Origin of the sequence: Neptunomonas sp. CHC150, assembly GCF_030397555.1 — a bacterium.
In the GTDB taxonomy this organism is placed as follows: domain Bacteria; phylum Pseudomonadota; class Gammaproteobacteria; order Pseudomonadales; family Balneatricaceae; genus Neptunomonas; species Neptunomonas phycophila.
Window position 1 is genome coordinate 337,765 of the sequence record NZ_JAPNXU010000010.1, and the last position, 25,342, is coordinate 363,106.

Annotated in this window: 21 protein-coding genes; 9 read left to right on the plus strand and 12 right to left on the minus strand. The window is 44.5% G+C overall.

Annotated features, from left to right (window positions below; all coding sequences use genetic code 11):
* Positions 1 to 34: 34 nt before the first annotated feature.
* From OW491_RS13325 to OW491_RS13355, 7 genes are all read right to left on the minus strand, one after another.
* The gene (locus OW491_RS13325; RefSeq protein WP_290036441.1) at positions 35 to 1,081 is read right to left on the minus strand and encodes a glycosyltransferase; all 1,047 of its coding nucleotides are present in this window, start codon (positions 1,079 to 1,081) and stop codon (positions 35 to 37) included.
* Positions 1,082 to 1,132: 51 nt separating this feature from the next.
* On the minus strand, positions 1,133 to 1,810 hold the full coding sequence (locus OW491_RS13330; RefSeq protein ID WP_290036443.1) for a YrbL family protein: 678 nt from the start codon (positions 1,808 to 1,810) through the stop codon (positions 1,133 to 1,135).
* Between the two features lie 65 nt (positions 1,811 to 1,875).
* Positions 1,876 to 2,757, minus strand: coding sequence for a GT-D fold domain-containing glycosyltransferase (locus OW491_RS13335; protein WP_290036445.1), 882 nt, complete (start codon positions 2,755 to 2,757; stop codon positions 1,876 to 1,878).
* Between the two features lie 103 nt (positions 2,758 to 2,860).
* Entirely contained in the window at positions 2,861 to 3,997 is a 1,137-nt protein-coding gene (rffA, locus tag OW491_RS13340) for a dTDP-4-amino-4,6-dideoxygalactose transaminase (RefSeq protein ID WP_290036447.1), read from the minus strand.
* A complete protein-coding gene (locus OW491_RS13345; RefSeq protein ID WP_075179219.1) occupies positions 3,984 to 4,556 on the minus strand; it encodes an acyltransferase in 573 nt (190 codons plus the stop codon). The genes rffA and OW491_RS13345 overlap by 14 nt, the downstream gene beginning before the upstream one ends.
* Position 4,557: 1 nt before the next feature.
* Positions 4,558 to 5,610, minus strand: coding sequence for a TDP-N-acetylfucosamine:lipid II N-acetylfucosaminyltransferase (locus tag OW491_RS13350; protein WP_290036449.1), 1,053 nt, complete (start codon positions 5,608 to 5,610; stop codon positions 4,558 to 4,560).
* Between the two features lie 19 nt (positions 5,611 to 5,629).
* Positions 5,630 to 6,541 carry a glycosyltransferase family A protein gene (locus OW491_RS13355; RefSeq protein ID WP_290036450.1) on the minus strand — a complete coding sequence of 304 codons (912 nt, stop codon included), beginning with the start codon at positions 6,539 to 6,541 and terminating at the stop codon, positions 5,630 to 5,632.
* A gap of 168 nt (positions 6,542 to 6,709) precedes the next feature.
* Here OW491_RS13355 and OW491_RS13360 point away from each other — a divergent pair, with 168 nt between their 5' ends.
* From OW491_RS13360 to OW491_RS13370, 3 genes are all read left to right on the plus strand, one after another.
* The gene (locus OW491_RS13360) at positions 6,710 to 7,843 is read left to right on the plus strand and encodes a glycosyltransferase family 4 protein (protein WP_290036452.1); all 1,134 of its coding nucleotides are present in this window, start codon (positions 6,710 to 6,712) and stop codon (positions 7,841 to 7,843) included.
* Positions 7,844 to 7,950: 107 nt separating this feature from the next.
* Positions 7,951 to 8,991, plus strand: coding sequence for a glycosyltransferase (locus OW491_RS13365; RefSeq protein WP_290036454.1), 1,041 nt, complete (start codon positions 7,951 to 7,953; stop codon positions 8,989 to 8,991).
* A gap of 100 nt (positions 8,992 to 9,091) precedes the next feature.
* Complete coding sequence (locus tag OW491_RS13370) at positions 9,092 to 10,135, plus strand: glycosyltransferase (protein WP_290036456.1); 1,044 nt, start codon at positions 9,092 to 9,094, stop codon at positions 10,133 to 10,135.
* A gap of 6 nt (positions 10,136 to 10,141) precedes the next feature.
* Here OW491_RS13370 and OW491_RS13375 read toward each other — a convergent pair whose 3' ends face one another.
* Positions 10,142 to 11,053, minus strand: coding sequence for an ELM1/GtrOC1 family putative glycosyltransferase (locus OW491_RS13375; RefSeq protein WP_290036458.1), 912 nt, complete (start codon positions 11,051 to 11,053; stop codon positions 10,142 to 10,144).
* Positions 11,054 to 11,293: 240 nt separating this feature from the next.
* On the opposite strand from OW491_RS13375, the gene OW491_RS13380 reads away from it, so the two are divergent.
* Positions 11,294 to 12,289, plus strand: a complete 996-nt coding sequence (locus OW491_RS13380) for a branched-chain amino acid aminotransferase (RefSeq protein ID WP_075171010.1) — start codon at positions 11,294 to 11,296, stop codon at positions 12,287 to 12,289.
* Positions 12,290 to 12,352: 63 nt separating this feature from the next.
* On the opposite strand, the gene glnE is transcribed toward OW491_RS13380, so the two are convergent.
* Positions 12,353 to 15,274: a bifunctional [glutamate--ammonia ligase]-adenylyl-L-tyrosine phosphorylase/[glutamate--ammonia-ligase] adenylyltransferase gene (gene glnE, locus OW491_RS13385; protein ID WP_290036461.1), complete on the minus strand. Its 2,922-nt coding sequence runs from the start codon at positions 15,272 to 15,274 to the stop codon at positions 12,353 to 12,355.
* Positions 15,275 to 15,343: 69 nt separating this feature from the next.
* On the minus strand, positions 15,344 to 15,982 hold the full coding sequence (locus OW491_RS13390) for a CYTH domain-containing protein (protein ID WP_290036463.1): 639 nt from the start codon (positions 15,980 to 15,982) through the stop codon (positions 15,344 to 15,346).
* 143 nt (positions 15,983 to 16,125) lie between these two features.
* Here OW491_RS13390 and OW491_RS13395 point away from each other — a divergent pair, with 143 nt between their 5' ends.
* The 4 genes from OW491_RS13395 (at position 16,126) to argA (ending at position 20,718) form a co-directional block, all read left to right on the plus strand.
* A complete protein-coding gene (locus OW491_RS13395; protein WP_075171007.1) occupies positions 16,126 to 16,806 on the plus strand; it encodes a TIGR00153 family protein in 681 nt (226 codons plus the stop codon).
* A 21-nt stretch (positions 16,807 to 16,827) separates the two neighbouring features.
* Positions 16,828 to 18,093 carry an inorganic phosphate transporter gene (locus tag OW491_RS13400; RefSeq protein ID WP_075171006.1) on the plus strand — a complete coding sequence of 422 codons (1,266 nt, stop codon included), beginning with the start codon at positions 16,828 to 16,830 and terminating at the stop codon, positions 18,091 to 18,093.
* Positions 18,094 to 18,190: 97 nt separating this feature from the next.
* Positions 18,191 to 19,345, plus strand: coding sequence for an acetylornithine deacetylase (gene argE, locus OW491_RS13405; RefSeq protein WP_290036464.1), 1,155 nt, complete (start codon positions 18,191 to 18,193; stop codon positions 19,343 to 19,345).
* Positions 19,346 to 19,374: 29 nt separating this feature from the next.
* Complete coding sequence (gene argA, locus OW491_RS13410) at positions 19,375 to 20,718, plus strand: amino-acid N-acetyltransferase (protein ID WP_075171004.1); 1,344 nt, start codon at positions 19,375 to 19,377, stop codon at positions 20,716 to 20,718.
* A gap of 58 nt (positions 20,719 to 20,776) precedes the next feature.
* Here argA and OW491_RS13415 read toward each other — a convergent pair whose 3' ends face one another.
* Together OW491_RS13415 and OW491_RS13420 are read right to left on the minus strand one after the other, a co-directional pair.
* Entirely contained in the window at positions 20,777 to 22,135 is a 1,359-nt protein-coding gene (locus OW491_RS13415; RefSeq protein ID WP_075171003.1) for an ATP-binding protein, read from the minus strand.
* 20 nt (positions 22,136 to 22,155) lie between these two features.
* Positions 22,156 to 22,833: a response regulator transcription factor gene (locus OW491_RS13420; RefSeq protein WP_075171002.1), complete on the minus strand. Its 678-nt coding sequence runs from the start codon at positions 22,831 to 22,833 to the stop codon at positions 22,156 to 22,158.
* 647 nt (positions 22,834 to 23,480) lie between these two features.
* Here OW491_RS13420 and ilvD point away from each other — a divergent pair.
* On the plus strand, positions 23,481 to 25,325 hold the full coding sequence (ilvD, locus tag OW491_RS13425; RefSeq protein ID WP_075171000.1) for a dihydroxy-acid dehydratase: 1,845 nt from the start codon (positions 23,481 to 23,483) through the stop codon (positions 25,323 to 25,325).
* Positions 25,326 to 25,342: the final 17 nt, after the last annotated feature.

Genomic DNA, 25,342 nt, shown 5'->3' on the forward strand with positions numbered 1-25,342 from the left:
CTTTACTCTAAGGCTCACTTTGGAATGGATAAGCCTAACTACGCTCTTTTTTTTCTTTTATTAATGTTTCGAATAAATTTTTGTATTTATTAACAATAACATCCATTGAGAAATTGTTATTAAACTCTGCAAAGCCGCTTTCCGTTAGTTTATCCACTAAAGCAGTGTCAGACAGCACTCGATTAACCTCGGATGCACAAGCATTTACATCATCTATATCAAACAATAGTCCGTTTTCGTTATGCGTTATTAGCCAGGCAGGGCCGGTACTCGACGCCGCTACAATAGGCGTATTTGTTGCCCATGCCTCTAAAACCACATTACCTAGAGGTTCAAATCGCGATGGGAAAACGCATACATCGGCTAAATCAAACAATTGACGTATATCTTTTCGCAAACCTAAAAACTTAACGCGCTCGGATACACCTAATGAGTCGGCCAGACTTTTTAATTCGTTTTCTAACTCCCCTGTACCCGCTATCAGCAGTGTGGCGTCTGGGATCATAGGTAGTGCTTTAATAATAGTGTCGTGCGCTTTCTTTTGATGCAATCGACCTAAAGCCAAAAGCACCTTATGTCCTGTGGGTATTTCTGGAAGCGAGCTTGATATCTCTAACGTTTCGGGCAGATCACCAAAATTACTAATCATGCTCACTTTCGTTTCTGGCCAACCATTTGAAACAACGTGATGAACTAAATCTGGCGTATTAACAATTAAATGATCACATTTTTTATAATTCTTTATATCGTAATAACCGCCTAGTCGCCCAACAACGACCGCACTTGTTGAAGGGCACTTTCTAGAAGCCCTATTTACCCAAGTAACAATAAGATCTGGCTCAAACTCTTTAACATGCTTTTTTAAAGAGTAATTATAAAACAGAGGCTTTTTTACTTTCCCCATAGGTAAAGTACTAAAATCCACACCAGAAGCTTGAAGCCTTTTCTCACGAGAAGGCTGCTCTTCAATAACAAGTCGCTGAGTAATACTGGCATCTTTGGCAAGCGCGGCTGCAACTTTTTCAAAATAAGTTTCGGCTCCAGCCTCTGATTGAGACAAAAGCATTTGCATTAATTTCATATTATATAGCCATCTCTAAGTTCTTGTTGTATTGCAAAATCAGCCCACAAGCTATCGATAATTTAGCATTCCTACTTTACTTGGCGCTTTCCCACTTTCACACTTAGCAACAAACTCATCTATACGATATTTAAAGCGTTCCACTTTGTTTGATACTGCACGTTTTTTTACAAATGTTGGGAATATCTGAAAAGGAATCGCTGATGCTGATCCAAGGCCGTCTATTACAACTAACCGCTTTATATCCTGATGAGCGCCTTGCTGTACGAGAACATTGTGGGTCAAAATATCTCGGGAAGGTATTAAATTGTGCTCCCAAAAACCAATCAAATCAGCAACCGCCTTCTTACAAGCATCAGAATAGCCATACTCCCAAATATACTGCTTGAGCGATAAGGAAATACGCCCGTCATCATCTAAAACAAGCTCCGTTTCTAAGCCAGCCCCTAAGTCTGTTTCAACAAAGCCAAAGCATTGATAAATATGGCTAAATAAATCCCCACCAATCATTTTATGTAGGTTGGTAATAACTTTGAACTCTTCAAGGTTGTCATCAAACGATGATAGAGGCTTTAAGTTTTTAGGAAAACCTTTCTTTCTACGGCAATCCTCTAGCGTAAAGTCAGGTCTTCTAACCTTGATACACCGGTTAGGATTATCCGGATGAACAAAGCACTGCCTGTTTCCTCCCTGAGCAAACGGGGTCAACTCTTTCAAATATAACGTCATACTTTACAGCTCATCCATAACACCCATAATCTTTCAAAACTCAACGCATAAAAAGCTGTCAGCTACTACAGCAATTCTTTTAATACTACTTCTTCATTACCAAAAAGGACTTTCTTTGCTCGCTTATAAGTACCAGGCATTTGCCCAAAATCAATAGCTTGGTATCCGTCAAGAGCCAAGTCATAAGCCATTACAGTAGCTGTAGGGCCAAGCACAATCAAAATCAGATATTCATCTTTATTATATTGCTTAACCTTATTAACTATTTCATCATATACTTCAAAAGCATTTTTTGCAGGCGCATAAACATAGTCTACACTTTCAACATTATTGAATAGCTCTTCTTCAAAAGTAAATCGGCTATTTTCACCTACAACCAATAAAATTTTACGGCCTTCCCAAAGTTTTTTGATTTTCAGGATACGATTTACCAAATTCTCTTTAGTGTTTTTTGGCAAACCACGAAACACTCCCATTGAAGGGTAACGTCGGTTGCTATCTAGTAAATTTAATACGGGTGAACCGATGCGGATAATAAACTTTTGCCAAATACGTCCCAAACTATCAAAGTCCCTAACGGGATGAATGGCAACAAGAATATTAGGAACATTACTATTCAACACTTCAATTAACCGACTATTGAGTGAGTGGTTTACATCTTGAAATGACTTATGTTTCTCACCGACCATAAGCTTAAGCTCACCATCACCAAAACGGCAGATGCTACTCTTGTTTTCTAACAAGTGTTGAATAGTCTCTTCTTCACTCCAAACTGCAGGGTATCGGTCAATAAAGACTTGTATTTCATCTTTGTATAAACCAATTATTTTATCATCAAAAAACTCTCTACATTTCGCCCTTCTTTTTTTACTAAAACAGAAAATAGAAACAACCTGAGATGTTCGTCTTAAAAAAAAACGAGAGATTTTTCTAACCAAAATTTTCATATCAAACCTTCTCGCTCCAACCCTTACAATTAACAATCAACCCAACAACAAAAACAGCACAATTATCTGCAGATATACCTTTGAAAAATAAAAAAGCAGAAACCTATTCATTTAAATAAAAAAGTCTGACTGAATCGGAAATTTTTTCAACATCCCCCTTTTCAAGACCATACCAGATAGGTAACCGCACTAAACCAGAGCTCAAAGACGTAGTATATTGGTCAACTCCATTGAAACGACCAAACGAGCTACCTGCTGTAGCCGAGTGCAAGGGAACATAGTGAAAAACAGCCAATATATCATCATTTTTTAGATGTTCTATTAGCCTTGTCCGTTGCTCTAGATCCTTTGTTTTAAGGTAGTACATATGAGCATTATGGGTAAGGTTCTGCGGCACCGTAGGACGTTCAACATATCCTTTCTTTTCTAAATCTTTAAACGACTCATGATAGCGAGACCAAATATCCAAACGAAAGTCATTTATCTCTGTTACCCTTTCCAATTGTCCCCAAAGATAAGCGGCTTGCAGATCACAGGGCAAATAGCTGCTACCTAAGTCGACCCAACTGTACTTATCAACCATTCCTCGAAAAAACTGACTACGATTAGTCCCTTTTTCACGAATTATTTCAGCACGAGCAGAAAACTGTTGATCATTAATAATTAGCAGCCCTCCTTCACCACCACTGGAGTAGTTTTTAGTTTCATGGAAACTAAAAGCGCCAAGATGCCCAATAGTACCCAAAGGTTTACCTTTATACGTAGACATCATTCCTTGCGCAGCATCCTCTATAACAAACAACTGATACTTTTCAGCTATTGTCATAATCACATCCATTTCACAAGCAACGCCGGCATAATGAACAGGAACAATTGCCTTCGTTTTAGGAGTTATGGCTGACTCAATTAGCTTTTCATCTATATTTAGCGTGTCCGGACGTATATCAACGAAGACTATTTTTGCACCTCGAAGGACAAAAGCATTTGCAGTACTGACAAAGGTGTAGCTTGGCATGATAACTTCATCGCCTGGCTGTATATCAATTAGCAATGCCGCCATCTCTAAAGCATGAGTACATGAAGGTGTTAGCAAAGCCTTTTCACACTTTAATTCTATCTCAAACCAAGATTGGCAACGCTTACTAAATACCCCATCGCCAGAAATTTTATCGCTATGCATGGCTTGCAATACGTACTGGTCTTCATTACCAGTGTACGGGGGCTTGTTAAATGGAATCATTGAGCTTCTCGCTTAAAAACTTTTTTTCGAGCTGCAGTAAACTTTTCTTTCTATCCTTTAGCCGCTTCGCAGGGCTTCCAACATAAATCCCCCAAGGCATAGTACTTTTTAGAACCAAAGATAACGCCCCTATAGAACAACCTTCTGCAACTGTGACGCCGGGCATTATTATCGACCCGGCTCCTACTATAACATGCCTTTTAAGGAGAATTTTCGACTTAAATTCATGCTTATATTTTTGCGGCACAGTCGAATTCGTCATCGTCTCGCCCGAGTAATCGTCTGATTGAGTAAACACTTGTACTCGATATGCGAGTGCTGAAAAATCTTCTATGACGATTCCTTTCTCTCCACCCGCCAACAAACAAAATGGTGTGATGTGAACATAGGAACCTATTTTTATGTTTCCTGACACGACACAAAAATCATCAATTCTTGAGTTATCACCAATTTCTATGAGTTCAGGGTCGTAAATGCTAGCTTTATCGCTAATTTTTACATTTTCCCCTAAAAACTTAAAACCCATCTTCTCTAAAGAAGATCGACTGTAGTAAGCCATTTTATCCCTCAAATATAACTTTCAGCTGATCTGCTAACTTTTCTCGGCTGAAGTTTTCTCTAATTATTTTTTTATTAGCAATACGCTCATCATCCGTCAATAGATCTACCGAGAAACTATTAACATCATAAATATTTAACCCCAAAGAGTCTAAAACTTCCCAGGAAGTCACATCGCTTCTAAAATAAACTTTCTTCCCCATACCTAACAGCGAAATAATATTCCCCATACCTTGCTGCCTTTTATGGTTGAAAACTGCAATATCGATATCACCAAGGAACGCCAAGTATTTATCAAAAGGCATAAAATCGAGCATAGGAAAAAACTTATCACCAAACATGTTATGCCCTGCTTCTATAACAGATGCAGCATGCTTTTTATTCCCATAAGACAATGGCACATATATAGCTATATTTTCATCTTTATAGGGTTCTAGCATATCCAAAATATCAAAGTGATTATTACTAGGATCAGCTGAATTTCCTATTTGAATATTAATTTTTTTATTCGACTTTTCAGGAACCACAATCTCTGAAAAAAGGTTTGTAGTATACATAATACAGTTAAGGTGCTTTCCTTTAGCTCCATACCATTTTCTAGCCAACTCCACATCACCGTTAACGTAAGTAACAAGAAAACCTAAATCTCGTATAACCTTTCTTCTAAAAAATTCTAGGCGTTTCCATTTACTTCCTTTCTTAGGATCTTGGTACGTATATAAATCCTTTCCCCAGATAACCCAGTAACACTTTTTTAAAGACCATGGCTGAAAAAAAAGACAATAAATAACACGTTTATCGAATAGTCCATGTAAAACAACCCGATCAGCGCGCATCATTTTGCAATAGAGAGCAAATATTGAAAAAAAGTAGCTAATCAGCCCTTTCCCATAATGACTAATATTAGTCCTATCTTTATAAGGATATTTCTTTGAATTCCCCAGAAAAAAAAACTGTTGATTAGGGAAAACAGCTGGCATTTCGTCTGCAACGAAGTCGACAAACGGCGGTATAAATTTATTCAACTTCGCCACATGCAAAATATTTTTACTCATAAACAACCTAAGATAAAAGTTAATTTATATGCCGATAACTATCGACTCGGGCCCCGAATACTCCCATAAAGACACCAGCGTACCGACACATTTTCAAGAACGACTGGTTCCTTGCGAGCCCCCGCATCAATAGCGCCATCAGCAGCATTTTCAAAGCCGAAGCAACTACATGGAACGATGCTGACATGACAATACTAATTTTGGAGCGACCTCGCTGAGACTTTCGCCAGGCATCCGTAATACCGGCCCTATATTTGCGTTTGGCCAGCCACTTGAGGGTTGCGCGTTGTTTTGGGATTGTTTCATACACAAGCGCTTCATTGCATTGGAAAATTTCAACCCCTTTTGATGTAGCCTGCGTAAAGAAAATAGTATCAGTTCCTCCTGCTAAGGGATTGCTTTCGTCAAATCGCAATTCAAGCTCCGTTACTAAATGGATAGGAATTAATACATTATCGGTAGCACAGGCACTCAGCGCTTCACCCGAGAATCGTTTTCCTCCTTTATAGAGACCCTGTATAGAAGGCGGCAAGTTGTCAGGTAGTCGCTGTGAAACCTTTCCATGAACAACAGCTCTCCCTCCTTTTTGAACATTGTAATTGTACAAATTAACCAGCCAGTCAGCGGTTACTATTTCATCATCATCAATAAAGACTATAAAATCAGCCCCATGTTGTATGCTCTCTTCAATGGCACGATTTCTTGCGCATGGAATACCTCTCTTGGCCTCCTGCATGTAACGAACAGTGAAAGGTAACGCTTCTGCTGCACGACTCACGCAACCCTCTGAGCTGCCTGATGCATCATTATCAATAACACTAACCGTCACAGTCACTTCATCTGGTACGTTAACGGCCACTAAGCTTTGCAAACAATCTGATAACATTTGTTCACGCATATAAGTACAAATACAAATATTAACGATGTGCATGACGTATCCAAACCCTTTGTAAATGATGCTTTTTCTGAGTAAACATATTAACTACTGAATTCTTAAAAAATAAAACAGGGACAAACTACCATAGTATCAACCTATTCTTTAGACAATCTGGGTAACTCCTGTAATAATTTCTCAAATTTTTGTTTCTAGAGATGCCTCATGACACTCAGCAAGCCATCATTGCACGTTTTACAAGTGTTACCCGCTCTCAATTCGGGTGGGGTGGAACGTGGAACGGTAGAGTTCGCCAATGAGCTAGTTTTAAGAGGCCACCGCTCTACCGTCATGTCAAATGGTGGGCAGTTAGTAAAGGAACTAGAAAATAATGGTTCGACTCATCTGCTTGTACCTGTGCACAAAAAATCACTAACCTCGCTCCTACAGGTTAGACGCGTACGACATATACTTAACGAACTTAAACCCGATGTTATTCATGTACGCTCACGTGCTCCAGCATGGATTATTTGGCTCGCATGGCGCAAGCTTCCCAAAGAAAACCGCCCTCGCTTAGTGAGCACTTTTCACGGTATGTACTCGGTCAATAAGTACAGCGCTATTATGGCAAAAGCAGAGCACTGTATTGCTATATCCAACTGCGTGCAGGACTACATGCTTACGAACTATGAGATTCCCCCGTCCAAAATCACAAGAATTTACCGCGGCCTTGATCCTAAATCGTTCAATTCCAACGCATGTAATCCGCAATGGAGAGCATCTCTTTTACAAGAGTACCCAGAGCTTGAGAATAAAAAAATTATTTTGATGCCCGGCCGCTTGTCTCGCTGGAAAGGCCAAGAAGCTTTTATCAAAATGATGCATCTACTGATACAAATAAGGCCCGATTGCCATGGCGTCATTGTCGGTTCTGCTGAGCCTCAAAAAGAGCATTACCAATCTGAACTTCTCTCACTGACATCAAGTTTAGGGCTCGAAAATAATATAAGCTTCATGGGGCACCGCTCAGATATCCAAGCTTTCTATGGCTTTGCAGATGTGACCTGCCATATGTCTAATAAAGCGGAACCCTTCGGGCGCACAGTACCTGAAGCCTTGGCATGTGGTTGCCCCGTCGTCGCATTTGATCGAGGAGGTGCTAGCGAATCGCTCAACGCGGGTTTCCCTAAAGGCCTAGTGGAACCAGACAACATCCAAGCCTTTGCCCAACGTATAGCGGAACTGCTTGATACGCACCCAGAATTCTATTTACCCAAAGAGTTTTATCTCAATCAACAAGTAGACAACACATTAGGCGTCTATGAAAAGTTGCTCTCGAATGAAGAGCAAGCAAACTAAACGCAGATCTTCGAGCCTATTTGCTATACCTTAATTACATCAAATACACTGTAGTCAATTTCTAACAACCACCTATGGCTTACACTGTAGCAGCTACGGAACTTTAAATGAGAATTCTCCATATCGCCTATCAGCAACTTAAACGTTACGGCAAAACTCGCGTTAGCTGGGCTGAAAAAATGACATTTGGTTTAATCAAAAACGACCATTATGTTAAAACCTATAGTGATCGCGATGTTGCCTCGAATGAAGCACCTTTTAAAATTCGAGACTTAGGCAAAAAGGCGGCCAATAAATACCTATTAGAAACGGTTGAATCCTTTGATCCGGATCTTATCATCGCGGGCCATTGCGATATGATCACCAACGAAACATTAGCCGCTATAAAAAAAGCAGTCCCACACAGAGTCATTGTTCATTGCAATAATGACCCTTTATTTGTTCCGTCCAACGTAGAGCGAATCAAAAAACGTGCCGAAGTAGCCGACGCCATTTTTGTTTCTACGGGCCGCAGTGAGCTGTCTATTTTTGAAGGATTGGGAACACGCGTGTATCACATGCCAAACCCAACAGACCCTTCCATTGAAACACTCGACAACTCGACTAAAACAGATCTCGATATCGACTTACTATTTTGCAGTAACAGCAACGACTTTACCGAACGCTTGGCAATGGTGGGACGCTTAAAAGAAGCGCTGGCCGATGATGTGCGCTTCAGAACATTTGGTAGTTTCGGGGAAGACCCGGTATGGGGGCGTGACTATGACCGTGCTCTATCTCAAACTAAGATGGGTTTGAACCTTAACCGACAAGAAGGAATGTATTGGTATTCATCCGCTCGCATGGCTCAACTAGCAGGGAATGGCATCTTACAATTTACCCACGAATCCCCTCGATTCGACACACTTATGCCAGAAGAAAGCCTTGTATATTTCGCGAGCGAGGACGATTTAAAGTCGAAAATTCTTGAATTCCAACACGACGACGCTAAACGCCGCTACTGGGCAAGCCGAGCTCGTACGTTCTTCCATCAAGAAATGAACTCAAAATTATATGCACAATATATTGTTGAAGCCGCCACTCAAACCGCATTTAGTCATGATTACGTATGGGCGCGGGACATCCACTTAGACGGCTCAATGAGGTAATGCGCCTATCTTTGTAAGGGGCGCAACTCGATCAACACGTCTAACTTTCCGTGATGGCTAACGTTCGTCATATAACAGTAAAAAACGAGATGTAATCAACATGGCCTCGAACCCAATCAAAGTAGCTCAAGTACTCGCGGGTGCAGCTAATGGCGGCGCCGAAAATTTTTTTGTGCGCTTAGTCAGCGGTTTAAATGAGCAACCCGAGTTACACGAAAAAGCATTTATACGTAACCACCAGCACCGCTTAGATGCCTTAAGAGACAACGGCGTAGACGCCCAGGGGTTCTCCTTTGGTGGCAAGCTAGACCTGTTAGGAGCCTACCGTTTCAAGAAAGCTCTCAACGCTTTTGAACCAGAAATAGTCATGACATGGATGAGTCGTGCCAGCGGTTCCACCCCAAACTCAAGCAAATACATTTTAGTAAACCGCCTAGGCCATTATTACAATCTTAAATACTATAAACACTCTGACTACTGGGTTGGTATTAGCAAAGGCATTTGCCAACACATGATTGATGGCGGCTTCCCTAAAGAGAAAATTGTACATATCCCCAACTTTGCTGATGAGACCCCCGTTACCGCTATCCCACGGAACAGTTTTAACACTCCAGCGGAGCAGCCACTCATTCTGGCAGCGGGTAGGCTCCATACCAACAAAGGCTTCGACACATTACTTCATAGCTTAGAGCGCATACCATCAGCTACCTTATGGTTAGCTGGCGCAGGGCCTGAAGAAGCCAATCTAAAAGCTCTTTGTTCACAATTAGGGTTGGACCAGCGCGTTCGGTTTTTAGGATGGCGCGATGATGTCACCACGCTAATGAAAACCGCAGACCTGTTCGTATGCCCTTCGCGCCATGAAGGTCTGGGCTCGATTGTAATGGAATCATGGGCGCATCAATGCCCCATAGTAGCGACTAACTCTCAAGGCCCAGGCGAGGCTATCACTCATGGCGAAAGCGGACTCATCACACCAATTGACGACAGCAAAGCGTTAGCGGATGCTATTAATGAGGTGTTAGGTAGTGATGATTTACGAAACGAACTGATTCATGGTGCATCACGCGTGTATGCAGAACATTACTCTAAAAAGCGTATAGTAGAGCAGTATATTGATTTTTATCAGAAAATTACTCGCTAGAGGCTATCACTGTTCACCTAACCAACCGTAGCCTAAGATAATTTCAGCGCTACGGTCAGCCTCAGCTAACACTATAGGGTTCTGGCTCGACGCCGGCTTGCTCAAAGAACCAACAAGCTCATCCGTTTTGAGGCGCTCAATACCTTTAACAACTCGGCTTTTCTCCGCTGGCAATAGGTTGATTAAGTTAACCACGCAGCCGGCTGTCAATGCTTCATAGGTCATCGAGATACTATCTTCAGTTACCCAACACGTCTCAGTGATAGCGATTGTATTCGGCAGCCAATCACTACTCGTATCCTCAGCCAAAACCAATGTAAATACGCTATCAAGGCCACTCAGGGCTTTTACTAGCGAGTCAGGCGTGCGCCGCGACGTCGCCAATGTCCATTGAGTATCTGGAAAGCCAGTTAACACACTTGAGATCTGATCAAGCACTTGCTGATCGTGCCATTCATAATGCTTGGAAGGCCCACCTAAAAGAATCAGACCTGTCCCATGTTGCTTTGGCTGAGCAACCACGCGATTGAGCGCACCTCGCGTCTGAATTACGTTGGCCGGCAATTGGTCGACATCTAATAAATCATGCTCAGGGATAACGCACTGATCAAACCAGCTTATTGGCAAGGAAGGTTTCATAAGCACCACTGTTTTGGCCTTAAAAAAACGCCCTAGTGCTAACGCTGTCCAGTGTGTTTTGTGTCCAGCGGCCAACACAAGAGCAGTAGGCTTCATGGAAGGCGAAGCCCCCCCAAAAAACATACTTTTTATAAGTAGGCTCAGCGCATTAAATACAGACAAGGGTGGTCGAACTTCAACCGCCAGTGCTGGGTTACGTCTCACTAGCGCCTCAGCCAGCCCCTTGCTTTGATTCACATGACCCGGCTTGCCATCACTGATGATAAGAATATCTGACACCACACTTAACCACTTTTCAATATTTCTCTTTATGATACTCCAGATCACTGACGCACCAAAAAAAGAAACAGATTATTCCATCCTAGCCGCAGCAAACAATTCCATTTTCTGAATAGGGTGATTACAATTTAACCTCTTGGGCCCTCTGCTTTAACAAGCTTAGTCTTATCAGTTTCGCTCACGACTGTGTAATAACGGCTCTCTACATTATTTTTACTACTTTACTTATTAGGAGTTCGCATGGCTGCGTTCGGTACAGTTTTTATGCCTGAAATGGCAATTTCTTGGTTTGACGGTTCTAGCTGGAGCACTCCTGAACTCGTCGCGAGCGACAGCCTACAACTCCACCCCGGCGCGCACGTCTTACACTACTCAAGCACCTGCTTTGAAGGCCTCAAGGCGTTTCGTCATGCAGACGGTTCTGTCAAAATTTTCCGCATGGACAAAAATTTAGACCGTTTTGAGCAAAGTAGCCATTTGCTAGCCCTCCCTCCTATTGATAAAAACGCAACACGCGAAATGATCATAGACACGGTTCGTCGCTTTGCGGCTGATGTTCCTGAAGCGCCTGGTTCCTTGTACATTCGACCAACTCACATTGGTACTGAAGCGGCTATTGGTAAAGCAGCGGCGCCCTCTCTCACCTCTTGTCAGTACATCCTCGTTTCACCTGTAGGGGATTATTTTGCAGGCGGAGTAGCGGCTTTACGTGTACTCATCGAAGACGATGGGATGCGCTGCGCAACACATATGGGCATGATTAAAAGTGGTGGCAACTATGCCAGCGCCTTACTGCCAATAATGAAAGCACGCGCTGAAGTGCAAGCCGATCAAATCTTGTTTTGCCCTAATGGCGACGTTCAAGAAACAGGAGCAGCAAACTTTTTATTGATCGATGGTGATGAAATTATTACTAAAGCGCTTGATGAAAGTTTCTTACACGGTGTTACCCGCGATTCGGTCTTAACTATAGCTCGCGATATGGGCATGCGCATTTCTGAACGTGACATCACCGTTGATGAGCTATTAGAACGTGCCGCTAAACCTAATTGCGAAGCGGCGCTTTCTGGCACAGCTGCCGTTCTAACACCGGTGGGAACATTTATCCATCACGGAAAAGAAATCAGCATCGGGAACGGCGGCATAGGCGAAACCACGCTAAAACTGCGCAAAGCACTGAATGATATTCAGTGGGGCAACAGCGAAGATAAATATGGCTGGCTTACTGAAGTTTAAGTAGGGAGTATTCAGCAGGAGGGGCCAAGCACAAACCTATGCCCCTCCTCTTACTAGCCCTTCTCAACTTTGTGGCTCATCCACTTTTATAAAACGTTTCCATATGTGAGTCACAGCGGCTCTCAACTCGGCCATTTCAACATCATTCATTGCCTTAGAGCGCTCTTGCAAGGCCAATCGATGCCCTACAGCACGATAACGTTTATAGGCTTCCTGCAAAGTAACCGCGTCGTGTTCTGGTAGTAAACCTTCTGCCTGTAAAACTTCTAAAATCCGAATATTATCGGAATACGTGCACAAAGCAGGGTGTTTATCTGCGTGTGCTAACACGAGATACTGAACCAAAAACTCAATATCAACGATTCCCCCCTCATCTTGCTTTAGATTAAACAAGCCGTCTTCAACATCTTGGGAAGAGGAGCCCAAATGCGTACGCATTTTTTGGCGCATGTCGGCGACTTCTTTTTGCAACACATCGAGATCACGCGGCTTCGCTAAAATTGTTTGGCGCAAGTTGTTAAAATCGCCACTCAACCCAGAAGCGCCGGCAATAACACGAGCACGAACTAGCGCTTGGTGTTCCCACGTCCAAGCGCTGTTATTCTGATACTCTCCAAAAGCTTTTAAAGAACTAACCAGCAAGCCTGAATTTCCCGAAGGTCGCAGCCGCATATCCACCTCGTATAACTGCCCTCCGGCCGTAAACGTATTGAGGATATGTATCATTCGCTGACCTAAGCGCGTGAAGAAAACAGCATTAGCAATCGGCTTCGCACCATCCGTCATAAGGTCGGTTTCACAATCATGAATGAACACCAAATCCAAATCTGAGCCATAAGATAACTCGATACCACCCAGTTTGCCGTAGCCCAGCACAATAAAGTCAGGGTCCGCAGGTACGCCAGCCGTTTTCATCGGACGGCCATGTTTTTCTAGCATTAACCGCCACGCTATATCTAACACACTACTTATAATAACTTCTGCAAGCCAAGTCAGATAATCACTGACTTTCATCAGCGGCAAAACGCCGGTAATGTCGGCCGCCGCTACGCGTAAAAGATGTGCACTTTTGAAATAGCGTAACGCTTCCATTAATTGCTCGATATCATCCTCAGGTATGCGTAATAGCTGCTGACGCAACTCGTTGGCTAACGCGGCTTTATCAGTTGGCGCATAAAGAGTACGTGGATCAATGAGTTCATCTAGCAAAACTGGCTTTTTCGCTAACTGGTCAGCAAACCACGCACTGCTAGAGCACAGTTTCACCAGTTGCTGTAAAGCCGCTGGGTTTTCATGCAATAGCACCAGATAAGCAGAACGCCTGAGGATTGCATGAATGAGCATCATTATCCGATTTAAAGTTTGTGTCGGATTCTCGACCTGACTAACTTCTTCTAGTAGCACAGGTAAAACACGTTTAAGCCTTTCAACGCCACCTGGCTGCAACACTTGTACAGTGCGCGAATCACGTAGTTCACTAATCAGTTTCAGCGCGGCTTCTGGGTCATCACTGTATTTATCGCTAATAAACGCTAACGACTCAGCCTCATCAAGATGCCCACTCCACAATGCCAACCAATTACCTTCTTCCTGTTGCTCCTGATCGGCGGACTCTGTTGAAGAGGGGGCAATCACTTCCTCAAAATGTGCCCTTACAATTTCTCGGTGATACTTAAGCTGCTCACTGCATTGCTGCCATGAATCAAACCCCATACTAAATGCCAAACGTGCTTTGCCGAGATCATCAGTGGGCAGTTCTTGAGTCTGTTTATCGGCTATGGCTTGGATGGCGTGCTCGATATTACGTAAAAAGATATAGGCGGCAATTAGCTCCTCTACAGCTTCTGGAGTCACATCCGATAATTCGGGCAATAAGGGTAAAATTGTCAATAACTCACGTTGCTGCAAACGACTATCGCGCCCGCCCCTGATCAACTGGAATGCTTGGGCTATAAACTCAACTTCGCGAATCCCACCCGGGCCTAATTTAACATTAAGCTCCATTCCTTTGCGTCGCACTTCGCGATTAATCATCTCTTTCATTTCGCGTAATGACTCGAAAGCGCCATAGTCCAGGTACTTGCGGTAAACAAACGGCTTTAGCATTGCCATCAATTGAGCGCCCTGCTCTTTGTCACCCGCGACCACTCGCGCTTTAATCATGGCATAGCGTTCCCATTCACGCCCTTGATCTTGATAGTAGTGTTCCATTGCTGCAAAACTTAATGCAAGCGGGCTTGCTGAACCAAAAGGTCGGAGGCGCATATCCACACGAAACACAAAACCTTCGCCATTCATGGTGTCTAAAGCATGGATTAACTTTTGCCCTAGACGAATGAAAAATTCTTGGTTTTCTAAGGTACGCTTAGCTCCCTCTGTTTCACCTTTCTCAGGGAATGTAAAAATCAGATCAATATCCGATGATAGATTGAGTTCATGCGCGCCGAGTTTCCCCATGCCCAACACAACCATGCGTTGCTGCTGCTTTTCTCCGGTAGTTTCACAGACATGCATGGGTGTACCCCAACGATCGCAAGCTTGCTGATAAAGCACCTCAAGCGCACCATCAATGAGTGCATCAGCCATCCAGCTTAACTCCAACACGGTCTGCTGCATGGTGGCTTTTCGCGTTAAATCGCGCCAAATCAGACGCACCATGGATTGCTGCCTAAGAAGACGCAAAACAGATAGTAAAGAAGGCTCGTCTGTAACCTGCTTTAGCGCCTCCTGAACAAGCGTTTTATATCCGTTTAATGACTGATTTTGATCCAACTGTTCGGCATTGCATAATGAAGCGCCCCATTCAGGATGACGAGCCAATTGGTCAACCACAAAATCACTACCAATCGAAACGGTCAGTAACTCATTGTAGCGACTCGCCGGCCAGTGCGGCTTTACTGATTCCAACAATGGGGATAACCGGTCCCACTGCTTCTCAGCTAATGGAATAAGATCACTGGGTAGCGCGGATAAATTAGGCGTCATAGTTTTCTCTTTTTAAACGGTATAAATAATCAGACACTTATCATGATGGGGAGCTAAAACAACATCTAATCAACACCGGTTCGCCTGATGAAAAAGGCGATAACCTCGTTCTGCTTTACTAATATCACTGGTGACCAAGCACCCAAGTTCAGCTTGCAACTGGTCTTTAAGCATCAGCAAGTCTTCTACCGCTCCTGACTTTAGCTCTAATTCTAACTCGCAAATAGCATCTTTTAATAACTCACCATCGCGCGCGCACTGATAACTCACATCACCTTGATCGAGCGCAACTTCTATCTGCGTGTCGTTTACAGTAACCCACCAAACAAGCCGATCAAAATTAGTGGCGAAAATAGGTAACAGTTGCCCTTTAAGTTTTTCTACAGGTAATGCATCCGGCCATTGAGCTTGCGCGAGCAAGGTTAAATCTAGATCCGGCTTGTCAAGCAACCACTCCCATTCACCTCTCTGATGCAAGCCATTAATGCTGTGCCCACGCGTTTTAACCGTTTGAATAATATCCTCACCTTGCTCTCGGATACGCAGAGCCACTTTATGCTGCGTGAGAGCAAGCTCGGGCGTATCGTAATACCGATTTACTAGGTGATTTTTACCTTTAAAATCGGCACCTTGCAGTACCTTAAGCGCTAAAACTTGTTCTAGCTTGTCGGCAGGAAAAGTCAGCTTCACTTCCGTTTCATTTGCCACTCTATTCATTCCCCATGCAATGTTAACCTCTATTACCTGATCTTTTTTAACATTTAGTTACAATTAGATGATATTTTTACTACAAATACAGGTATCTCACCCTTATACTTGCGCGAAAACTCAATCCTAAACAGGTTTTGGTTATGATTACTAACAATCCGATTATGCAAATGTTTGCACGTTCACCGTTCAAACCGATGCAAGAGCACATCGTAAAGGCACAGGCCTGTGCAGAACAGCTAATCCCATTCTTTAATGCTGTTATAGCAAACGACTGGGAAACTGCCCGAACAACCCAACATAAGATTGCGGTTTTAGAAGGCGAAGCTGATCGATTGAAAAAGGATGTTCGTCAACACCTACCTAATAGCATTTTCCTTCCGGTACCACGTACCGATCTCTTGGAATTGCTGCGTATGCAGGACAAAATCGCCAACCGCGCCAAAGACATTGCAGGGATAATGTTAGGCCGCGAAATGCCAGTCCCTGAAGTCATACAACCCATTATGCTTGAGTTTGTTCAATCTGCCTTAGCAACATCTGGACAAGCCGTCACTGCATTATCCGAACTGGACGAACTCGTCAGCGCAGGATTTCGCGGCCGCGAAGTAGAGGTCGTAGAAAAAATGCTAATCGAACTCGATCAACTTGAGCACAAAAATGATGAGTTTGAACGCACGATTCGCTCTCAACTCTTTGCTATTGAACGCGACTTACACCCCATCGATGCTATTTTCCTCTATCAGGTCATTAGTGGCATAGGTGACTTAGCTGATCGCGCCCAACAAGTCGGCAGCCGTTTACAACTTCTGCTAGCACGCTAATCTCAACAAAAAGGCATTATCATGAGCATTATTGCGCAATACGGCGATATCATCGTCATACTTGCATGTGTGTTTGGTTTTTTCATGGCGTGGGGTGTCGGCGCAAACGACGTTGCTAACGCTATGGGTACGTCAGTTGGCTCCAAAGCACTGACAATGAAACAAGCGATTATGATCGCTATTCTTTTCGAGTTTGCAGGGGCTTATTTAGCCGGTGGCGCCGTAACCGCCACTATTCGCAAAGGTATTATTGACCCCGGAATTTTATCCGGCAATCCAGAACTTCTCGTTTTTGGTATGCTATCGGCACTGCTCGCTGCAGGCTTATGGTTGCTCATCGCTACACATTATGGGTGGCCTGTTTCAACCACCCACTCTATCGTCGGTGCCATTGTAGGCTTTGCTGCCGTCGGCATCTCAGTTGATGCTGTCCATTGGGACAAAGTCTCTAAAATCGTCGCTAGCTGGGTCGTCTCGCCCGTCACCGCGGGCATTATTGCTTTCTTCTTGTTTAGGAGTGTGCAAAAGCTGATTTTAGATACAGATAAACCATTCGAAAATTCTAAAAAGTACGTGCCCGTTTATATCTTTTTAGTTGGCTTTATTATCTCAATGGTGACATTCACCAAAGGGCTAAAGCACATCGGCCTTGATATCAGCTTTGCAAACAGCGCGTTCATCTCGATAGGTGTCGCTGCTATTACCATGTTCATTGGTATCATGATGCTGAAGAAAATCAAAGCAGACCCTACGGCAGATAAGGACTATCATTTCGCGAGCGTCGAGAAGGTATTTGGTGTTCTAATGATGTTCACAGCCTGCGCCATGGCCTTTGCTCACGGCTCTAACGATGTAGCTAACGCCGTAGGCCCTTTAGCGGCCGTCGTAGGCGTTATAAGCTCTGGTGGTGAAGTAGCGCAAAAAACAGCAATGCCTGCTTGGATACTGCTCTTAGGTGGCGCTGGTATCGTAGCTGGCCTCATCATGTATGGTCACAAAGTCATTGCTACTGTAGGTAATAATATTACCGAACTTACCCCAAGTCGCGGTTTTGCTGCCACTTTAGCTGCAGCCACAACGGTTGTCGTTGCATCTGGTACGGGGTTGCCAATTTCTACCACGCACACGCTTGTAGGAGCCGTACTCGGCGTCGGTCTTGCTCGCGGCTTAGCGGCACTCAACTTACGCGTTGTCGGTACCATCTTTGTGTCCTGGGTAGTTACCCTACCTGCAGGCGCGCTATTAGCAATCATGTTCTTCTTCATGTTTAAGGGTATGTTCACTTAAGTTTTGTGCTAATACACTGAAACACGTCCACTAAGAAGGCTCGACCCGCTTCCCGAAAGCCTGCACAATAGAGAAAAACTTGTGCAGGCTTTTTATTATGTCTAAATCTATTCCAAGTCTGATCGACATGCTGACGCAGCTCATAGCTACCCCTTCTGTTAGTTGTACAGCACAAGAGTTGGACATGAGCAACCGCCCCGTTATTGATCTACTAGCCACCTGGTTATCAGCAATCGGTTTTGAGATTGAGGTGATGCCGGTTCCCGGCTATGCAGGCAAATACAATCTTATTGCCACACTTGGCCAAGGCCCCGGCGGTCTAGTTTTATCTGGCCATACAGACACAGTCCCTTTCAATGAAGAGAAATGGAAAAGCAATCCGTTCACACTCACTGAGAAAGACCAACGCCTATATGGATTGGGCAGCTGTGATATGAAGGGCTTTTTCGCACTCGCCATAGAGGCCGCCAAGCAGTTTGTAGACCATCCTTTTAAGTCGCCTTTAATCATTCTAGCGACTGCCGACGAGGAGAGCTCCATGTCAGGCGCTCAGGCCTTAGCCGATGCTGGCAAACCCAAGGCTCGTTATGCAGTTATTGGCGAACCCACCAGCTTGCGCCCTATTCGCATGCACAAAGGCATCATGATGGAAGGCATCAAAATCACCGGACGTTCTGGGCATTCATCCGATCCATCATTAGGGGCTAACGCACTCGATGCCATGCATAAAGTATTGGGCGAGCTCATGAGTTTTCGTCAAGAAATGCAAAGCAATTATCGTAACAGCGCGTTTCGTGTTGATGTGCCCACACTCAATTTAGGTTGCATTCACGGAGGCGACAACCCCAACCGGATTTGTGGACAATGCGAACTAGAGTATGATTTGCGCCCACTTCCTGGAATGGATATGTCGGTGCTACGCGAAGGCATTTATAAACGCGTAAAACCTTTAGAGACCCAATACGATGTTATTATCGATTGCGCACCCATCTTTAATGGCATTCCATCATTTGAAACGGCTGCCAACGCAGAGCTAGTTCAAATGGCCGAAAAGCTGACCGGCTATACAGCCGACGCTGTCGCCTTCGCAACAGAGGCGCCTTTTCTACAATCGTTAGGCATGGAAACGATTGTGATGGGCCCCGGTAGTATTGACCAAGCCCATCAACCAGACGAGTTCATAGCGCTGGACCAAATCCGTCCAACCGTTGATATACTGAGCCACATGATTAAGCGCTACTGTTTACAATAGCGGACTGAATTTTTTAAGAGGAAACCTCGTTGTCTGACCCAACCGCCACTGACTATGTAAATTGGTTCCGTCATTCATCGCCTTACATTAACGCACATCGCGGTAAAACATTTGTGCTAATGCTAGGTGGCGAAGCGATTATCGACCCTAACTTCGATAACATCATTCATGACATCGCCTTGATGACCAGCTTGGGAATTCGACTCGTCATTGTTCATGGTGCACGACCACAGATTGAGTCACGCCTTGAAGAGCGTGGTTTAGAAACTCGCCTGCATCATGACATGCGCATTACAGATAGCGAATCCTTATTATGTGTTATGGAGTCCATTGGCGTAATTCGTAACCTATTCGAATCCAAACTATCCATGGGACTCGTCAATACACCCATGCATGGTGCTGAAATACGTGCCGTATCGGGTAATTTTATTACAGGCCGTCCCGTAGGTGTCTATGAAGGCGTCGACTTATGCCATACAGGAGAAGTACGACGCATTGATCACAAAGGTATTTGCGCTCAACTTGATAGCGGAAACATCGTGTTGTTATCGAACCTAGGCTTTTCCCCAACAGGAGAAATATTCAACTTATCAGTCGAAGAAGTAGCTGCCCAAACAGCCATTGCATTACAAGCTGACAAGTTAATTTTATTTGGCGGCGAAAGCGGCATTATAGATAGTAAAGGCGAGGTTCGTTCTGAGTTGCTTGCTAAGACAGCTGAGCGCTTCCTAAGCCAGTACCATCAACAACTTGAAAGTACCGACGTTGCGCACTCAGAAGTCTCTAAATTGCTGTATATGGCAACCATTGCATGCGCTGGAGGCGTCCCGCGTAGCCATTTAATTAGCTACAAAGAAGACGGCGCCTTACTCGCAGAGCTCTACACAAGAGACGGCGCAGGCACAATGGTTATCAAAGAGTCTTATGAACAAGTCCGCGCGGCCACCATTGAAGACGTTGGCGGCATTATCGAACTAATTAAACCCTTAGAAGACAAAGGCATTTTAGTACGCCGCTCACGCGAATTACTGGAGGCGGAAGTCGAGCAGTTTTTTGTGGTAGAACGAGATGGTGCCATCATTGGTTGTGCAGCACTCTACCAGTATGAAGAGTCGAAAATGGGTGAGCTAGCTTGCGTTGCTATTGCTAAAGAATATCAAGGGGGTGACCGGGCAGAGATGTTACTCGCGTCGATTGAAGAGCAAGCGAAAGAGTTGGGTCTTAACGCTTTATTTGTACTAACAACGCGTACAGCCCATTGGTTCATTGAACATGGTTTTGTTGAAGTGGCAATCGAGCAACTGCCTAGCAAAAAGCAAGCGCTCTACAATTTCCAACGTAATTCAAAAGTGTTCTCTAAAGCGCTGCGATAAATACAAAAGCACTCGGGGTTAAATCCGAGTGCTTTTTAACAACCAGTGCTAGCTATTACTAGCCGGTTGGCAAAATTATTTTAAAGCTAGCGCCCCCCAAAGAAGATTCACCCACTTCTAGTTGGCCGTCATAACTGCTCAATATATCCACAGCCACTGCCAAACCAATCCCTTGCCCTGGCGCTGCGGATGTATCTACACGGGCACCACGTTGCAAGATAATATGCCGCATTTCAGGCGAGACACCAGGCCCATCATCTTCAAGCTCCAAATGCACGCCGTCATCATCACACACTAACGAGACCCGGACCTTTGAGTGGGAATATTTAAAGGCATTTTCAAGCAGATTACCCAGCATTTCCATTAAGTCGCGCTCATCGGCGCCAAACAGAGCTGTTTCATCCAGCAAAAGAGAGTAATCCACACTTTTCTCTCGGTACACTTTACTTAACGCTGAGGTAATTCGTTTTATTAAGGGCGCTAAAGCTATTGCATGCACAATCGTATTATTTTGGCTACGCACAGCCCTCGCCAATTGATACTGAACAATTTGATCCATTCGACGCACTTGCTCATCCACTACGGATCGGTAACTTTCGTAGCTCAGCTTTTCGTTTCCCGCCCCACGAACAACCGCTAGTGGCGTTTTAAGACTATGCGCTAAATCACCTAATGTGTTGCGATAACGCTCTCGTTGGTTACGTTCACTATGCAAAAGGTGATTCAAGCTATCAGTCACCCCTTGCACTTCTTCTGGATATTGACCGGCTAAACGCGTTGTCTGACCTCGCTCAATTTCATGGAGATCAGCCACCAACTTGCTCAATGGCTGCAAACCCCAGCGAGTCACTAATGTCTGAAGAATTAACGCCAAAATAGTCACGGCAAATAACCAGCCCCACAAGTGGGTGCGATAGCTATTTAATTGCGTTTGTAGGGTGCCGCCTGGCTCTAATAATGAAAATAAATAGCGACGAACCACCCCTTCGGTTTCCCATTGAACGGGATATTGATAGAGGTAGTAGTTCTGATCCGCCAAGAACTCAAAACGAGTCTCACCGGTTTTAAGCTGAGTACTGAGCAGCTGGGTACGTAACGGCTTATCAATGAACTTGGCCGACGGGGACTCCCACTGCAGCTGTCCTAGTTGAGAATGGATAAAGGCATACCCGTAACCATCATTTGGGATGGATAAATAATCAGGCACTTTCAACTGATTATCTTTGTAACGAACTTCGCCAATCATGATATACACCTGCAAGCGCATCCTATCTTCTAAGGACGCTTGCAAACTGTAGGCGTAAGAATTCTGCAGAGCATAGCCCGCTACAGTAATAATAACGGGCAACAACAGGAAAGAAGCGATTAATAAGCGCGCTTTAAGGGATCGAGGGTACCAGCGTCCTAGCCGTTTCATCAATAAAGCTTAACGCCGCACTATGAAGATTGCATATCAAAACGATACCCAAGGCCTCTCACCGTAGTAATAGGGTTGAGTGTCTGGTCGGGATCCAGTTTTTGACGTAAGCGACGTATAAAGACCTCTAATACATTGCTGTCCCTATCAAAATCCTGGTGATAGAGATGCTCGGTTAGCTCTGCTTTGGATACTGTCTTACCGGCATTCAGCATGAGGTATTCAAGGGTACGGTACTCGTAACTGGTGAGTTTGATAGGCTTGTCAAAACAAGCAACAACGCGCCCAATCGTGTCTAGGCTTAACGGGCCAAACTCAAGCAACGGTTTAGCATGACCTGCAGCACGGCGCAGCAGCGCGTTTAAACGGGCTAATAACTCTTCCATGTGGAACGGCTTGACCAAGAAGTCATCCGCTCCCGCTTCGAGCCCTTCTACTTTGTCTTGCCAATCACTGCGTGCCGTTAAAATGAGGATCGGAAAGTTTCTTTCTTCTGCACGCCACCGTCTGATCAGCTCAACCCCTGACAACGAGGGTAAGCCTAAATCAACAATTGCTAAGTCATAAGAAAATTCAGAACCCAGGTAAAGAGCCTCTTGACCATCCGCTGTCTCTTCAACGGTATAGCCACGAGATTCAAGCCCGCTGACCAACTGGCGACGTAAATCTGCATCATCCTCAACGACCAACAGCTTCATTCGTTACTCCTGTTATATTTACCTAAATCCAAATCTACCTGCCTGTTTCAGGCGAGCAACTTGCTCACTCGTGGATGAATGAACCCGTTCCTCAAACTTATTGCATGCAATTTAAGACACTTAATCACAAACAATTCGGCGCGCTTCGCATAACTTACACGATGAGGGTAAGTTTGCAATATATACCGAGTTTTTCAATATTATAATATGTTGTTTATCATCATCTTAGCCCACAAAGGCTGCGAATCGTTGTCATTTCTTGGGTGGCGATGCTTTGTTAGCTTCTTGCTTTTGCAACCTAACAGCTATCATCACAAAACGAATATTGTAAACAAAACCAATCACGAGAACGATAGGCATAGTTACAATAAAAATCTGCCCTAATGTCGGATTAGCAAGCCATTGCCCTGCCCATAAGGATAGTATACTTATCACAAATAAGGGTATGCCTACCCATCTCATTCGTCGTAGCCAATCGTCTTGTTTAATCTGTTTTTTATTCACAAATGACCTCAATCAAATAGTACGAATATTACCGTTAAAACCTTCAAGCATACATCAAGCCACCGAACTTCTATTAGCTCAGCCTGAATCTGTTATAATATCGGCCTAAAAATGCTACTAATAACGCTGTTGAGGGTCTCCTGATGCCTGTTTATCGTTCTAAAACCTCTACCGCTGGCCGCAATATGGCGGGTGCTCGTGCACTGTGGCGTGCGACGGGAATGAAAGATGATGATTTCCATAAACCGATCATTGCCATTGCTAACTCCTTCACCCAGTTTGTACCTGGTCACGTCCACCTTAAGGACATGGGTCAGCTCGTAGCGCGCGAGATCGAAAAAGCGGGCGGTGTGGCGAAAGAGTTTAACACGATCGCCGTTGACGACGGTATTGCGATGGGACATGACGGCATGCTGTACTCCCTACCGTCACGCGATATTATTGCCGACTCAGTTGAGTATATGGTCAACGCTCATTGTGCTGATGCACTCGTGTGTATTTCTAATTGCGACAAAATCACTCCGGGAATGCTAATGGCTGCGATGCGCCTAAACATTCCAGTTGTGTTTGTATCTGGCGGCCCAATGGAAGCCGGAAAAACCAAGCTGTCTGAGCATAAGTTAGACCTAGTCGACGCAATGGTTGTCGCGGTTGATGACTCAGCATCTGATGAAAAAGTAGCTGAATACGAACGCTCTGCCTGCCCTACCTGTGGCTCTTGCTCTGGTATGTTTACAGCGAATTCCATGAACTGCTTAACCGAAGCCTTAGGCTTATCATTACCCGGTAACGGCACAACACTTGCGACACACAGTGATCGTCGCCGCCTGTTTGAAGAAGCCGGACATCTCATTGTAAAAATCGCTAAAGATTATTACGAAAACGATAACGAAGCAGTGTTACCGCGTAACGTTGGTAACTTTAAAGCATTCGAAAACGCCATGACGCTCGATATTTCTATGGGCGGCTCAACGAATACCATTCTGCATTTATTGGCCATTGCTTTAGAAGCCGAAATTGACTTTACAATGAAAGACATAGATCGGCTCTCACATACCGTACCGCAGTTGTGTAAAGTGGCACCTAACTCGCCGCTGTACCACATAGAAGATGTTCACCGTGCGGGCGGCATTTTTGCGATTTTAGGCGAACTAGATCGCGCAGGAAATTTACACACCGATATCCCTACTATTCACAGCCCGACCTTAAAAGACGCTCTGGATCAGTGGGATATAATGCGCAACCCTAGTCCGGAAGTGATTAACTTTTTTAAAGCCGGACCGGCAGGCATTCCAACACAAACGGCCTTTAGCCAATCGACACGCTGGCCTTCACTGGACGGCGACCGTGAGCATGGCTGCATACGCTCAATTGACCACGCATTCTCATTAGAAGGTGGTTTAGCCGTGTTATATGGCAACATCGCGCTGGACGGCTGCGTTGTTAAAACAGCAGGCGTGGATGAGTCAATTCTTGTGTTTGAAGGTCCAGCCCATGTAACTGAATCCCAAGACGAAGCGGTTGCTAACATTTTAGCGGATAAAGTTAAATCCGGAGATATCGTCATTGTTCGCTACGAAGGCCCTAAAGGCGGCCCTGGTATGCAAGAAATGCTTTATCCAACGTCGTATATCAAATCGAAAGGATTGGGCAAAGAGTGCGCTCTCTTGACTGATGGTCGCTTCTCTGGAGGAACGTCCGGGCTCTCTATTGGCCACGCGTCTCCTGAAGCCGCCGCTGGCGGGGCGATCGGCCTAGTCGAGAATGGCGACCTAATCCGCATCGACATTCCTAACCGCACTATTAACTTACTCGTTTCAGACGAAGAGTTAGCGCACCGTCGCGCAGCGATGGAAGCAAAAGGCAAAGATGCTTGGAAGCCCGTAAAAGACCGTCCTCGCAAAGTATCTGCTGCATTAAAAGCTTATGCGCTGTTAGCTACTTCGGCCGACAAAGGCGCAGTTCGCGACTTAAGCAAGCTAGATTAACCGCACTATTAATGGGC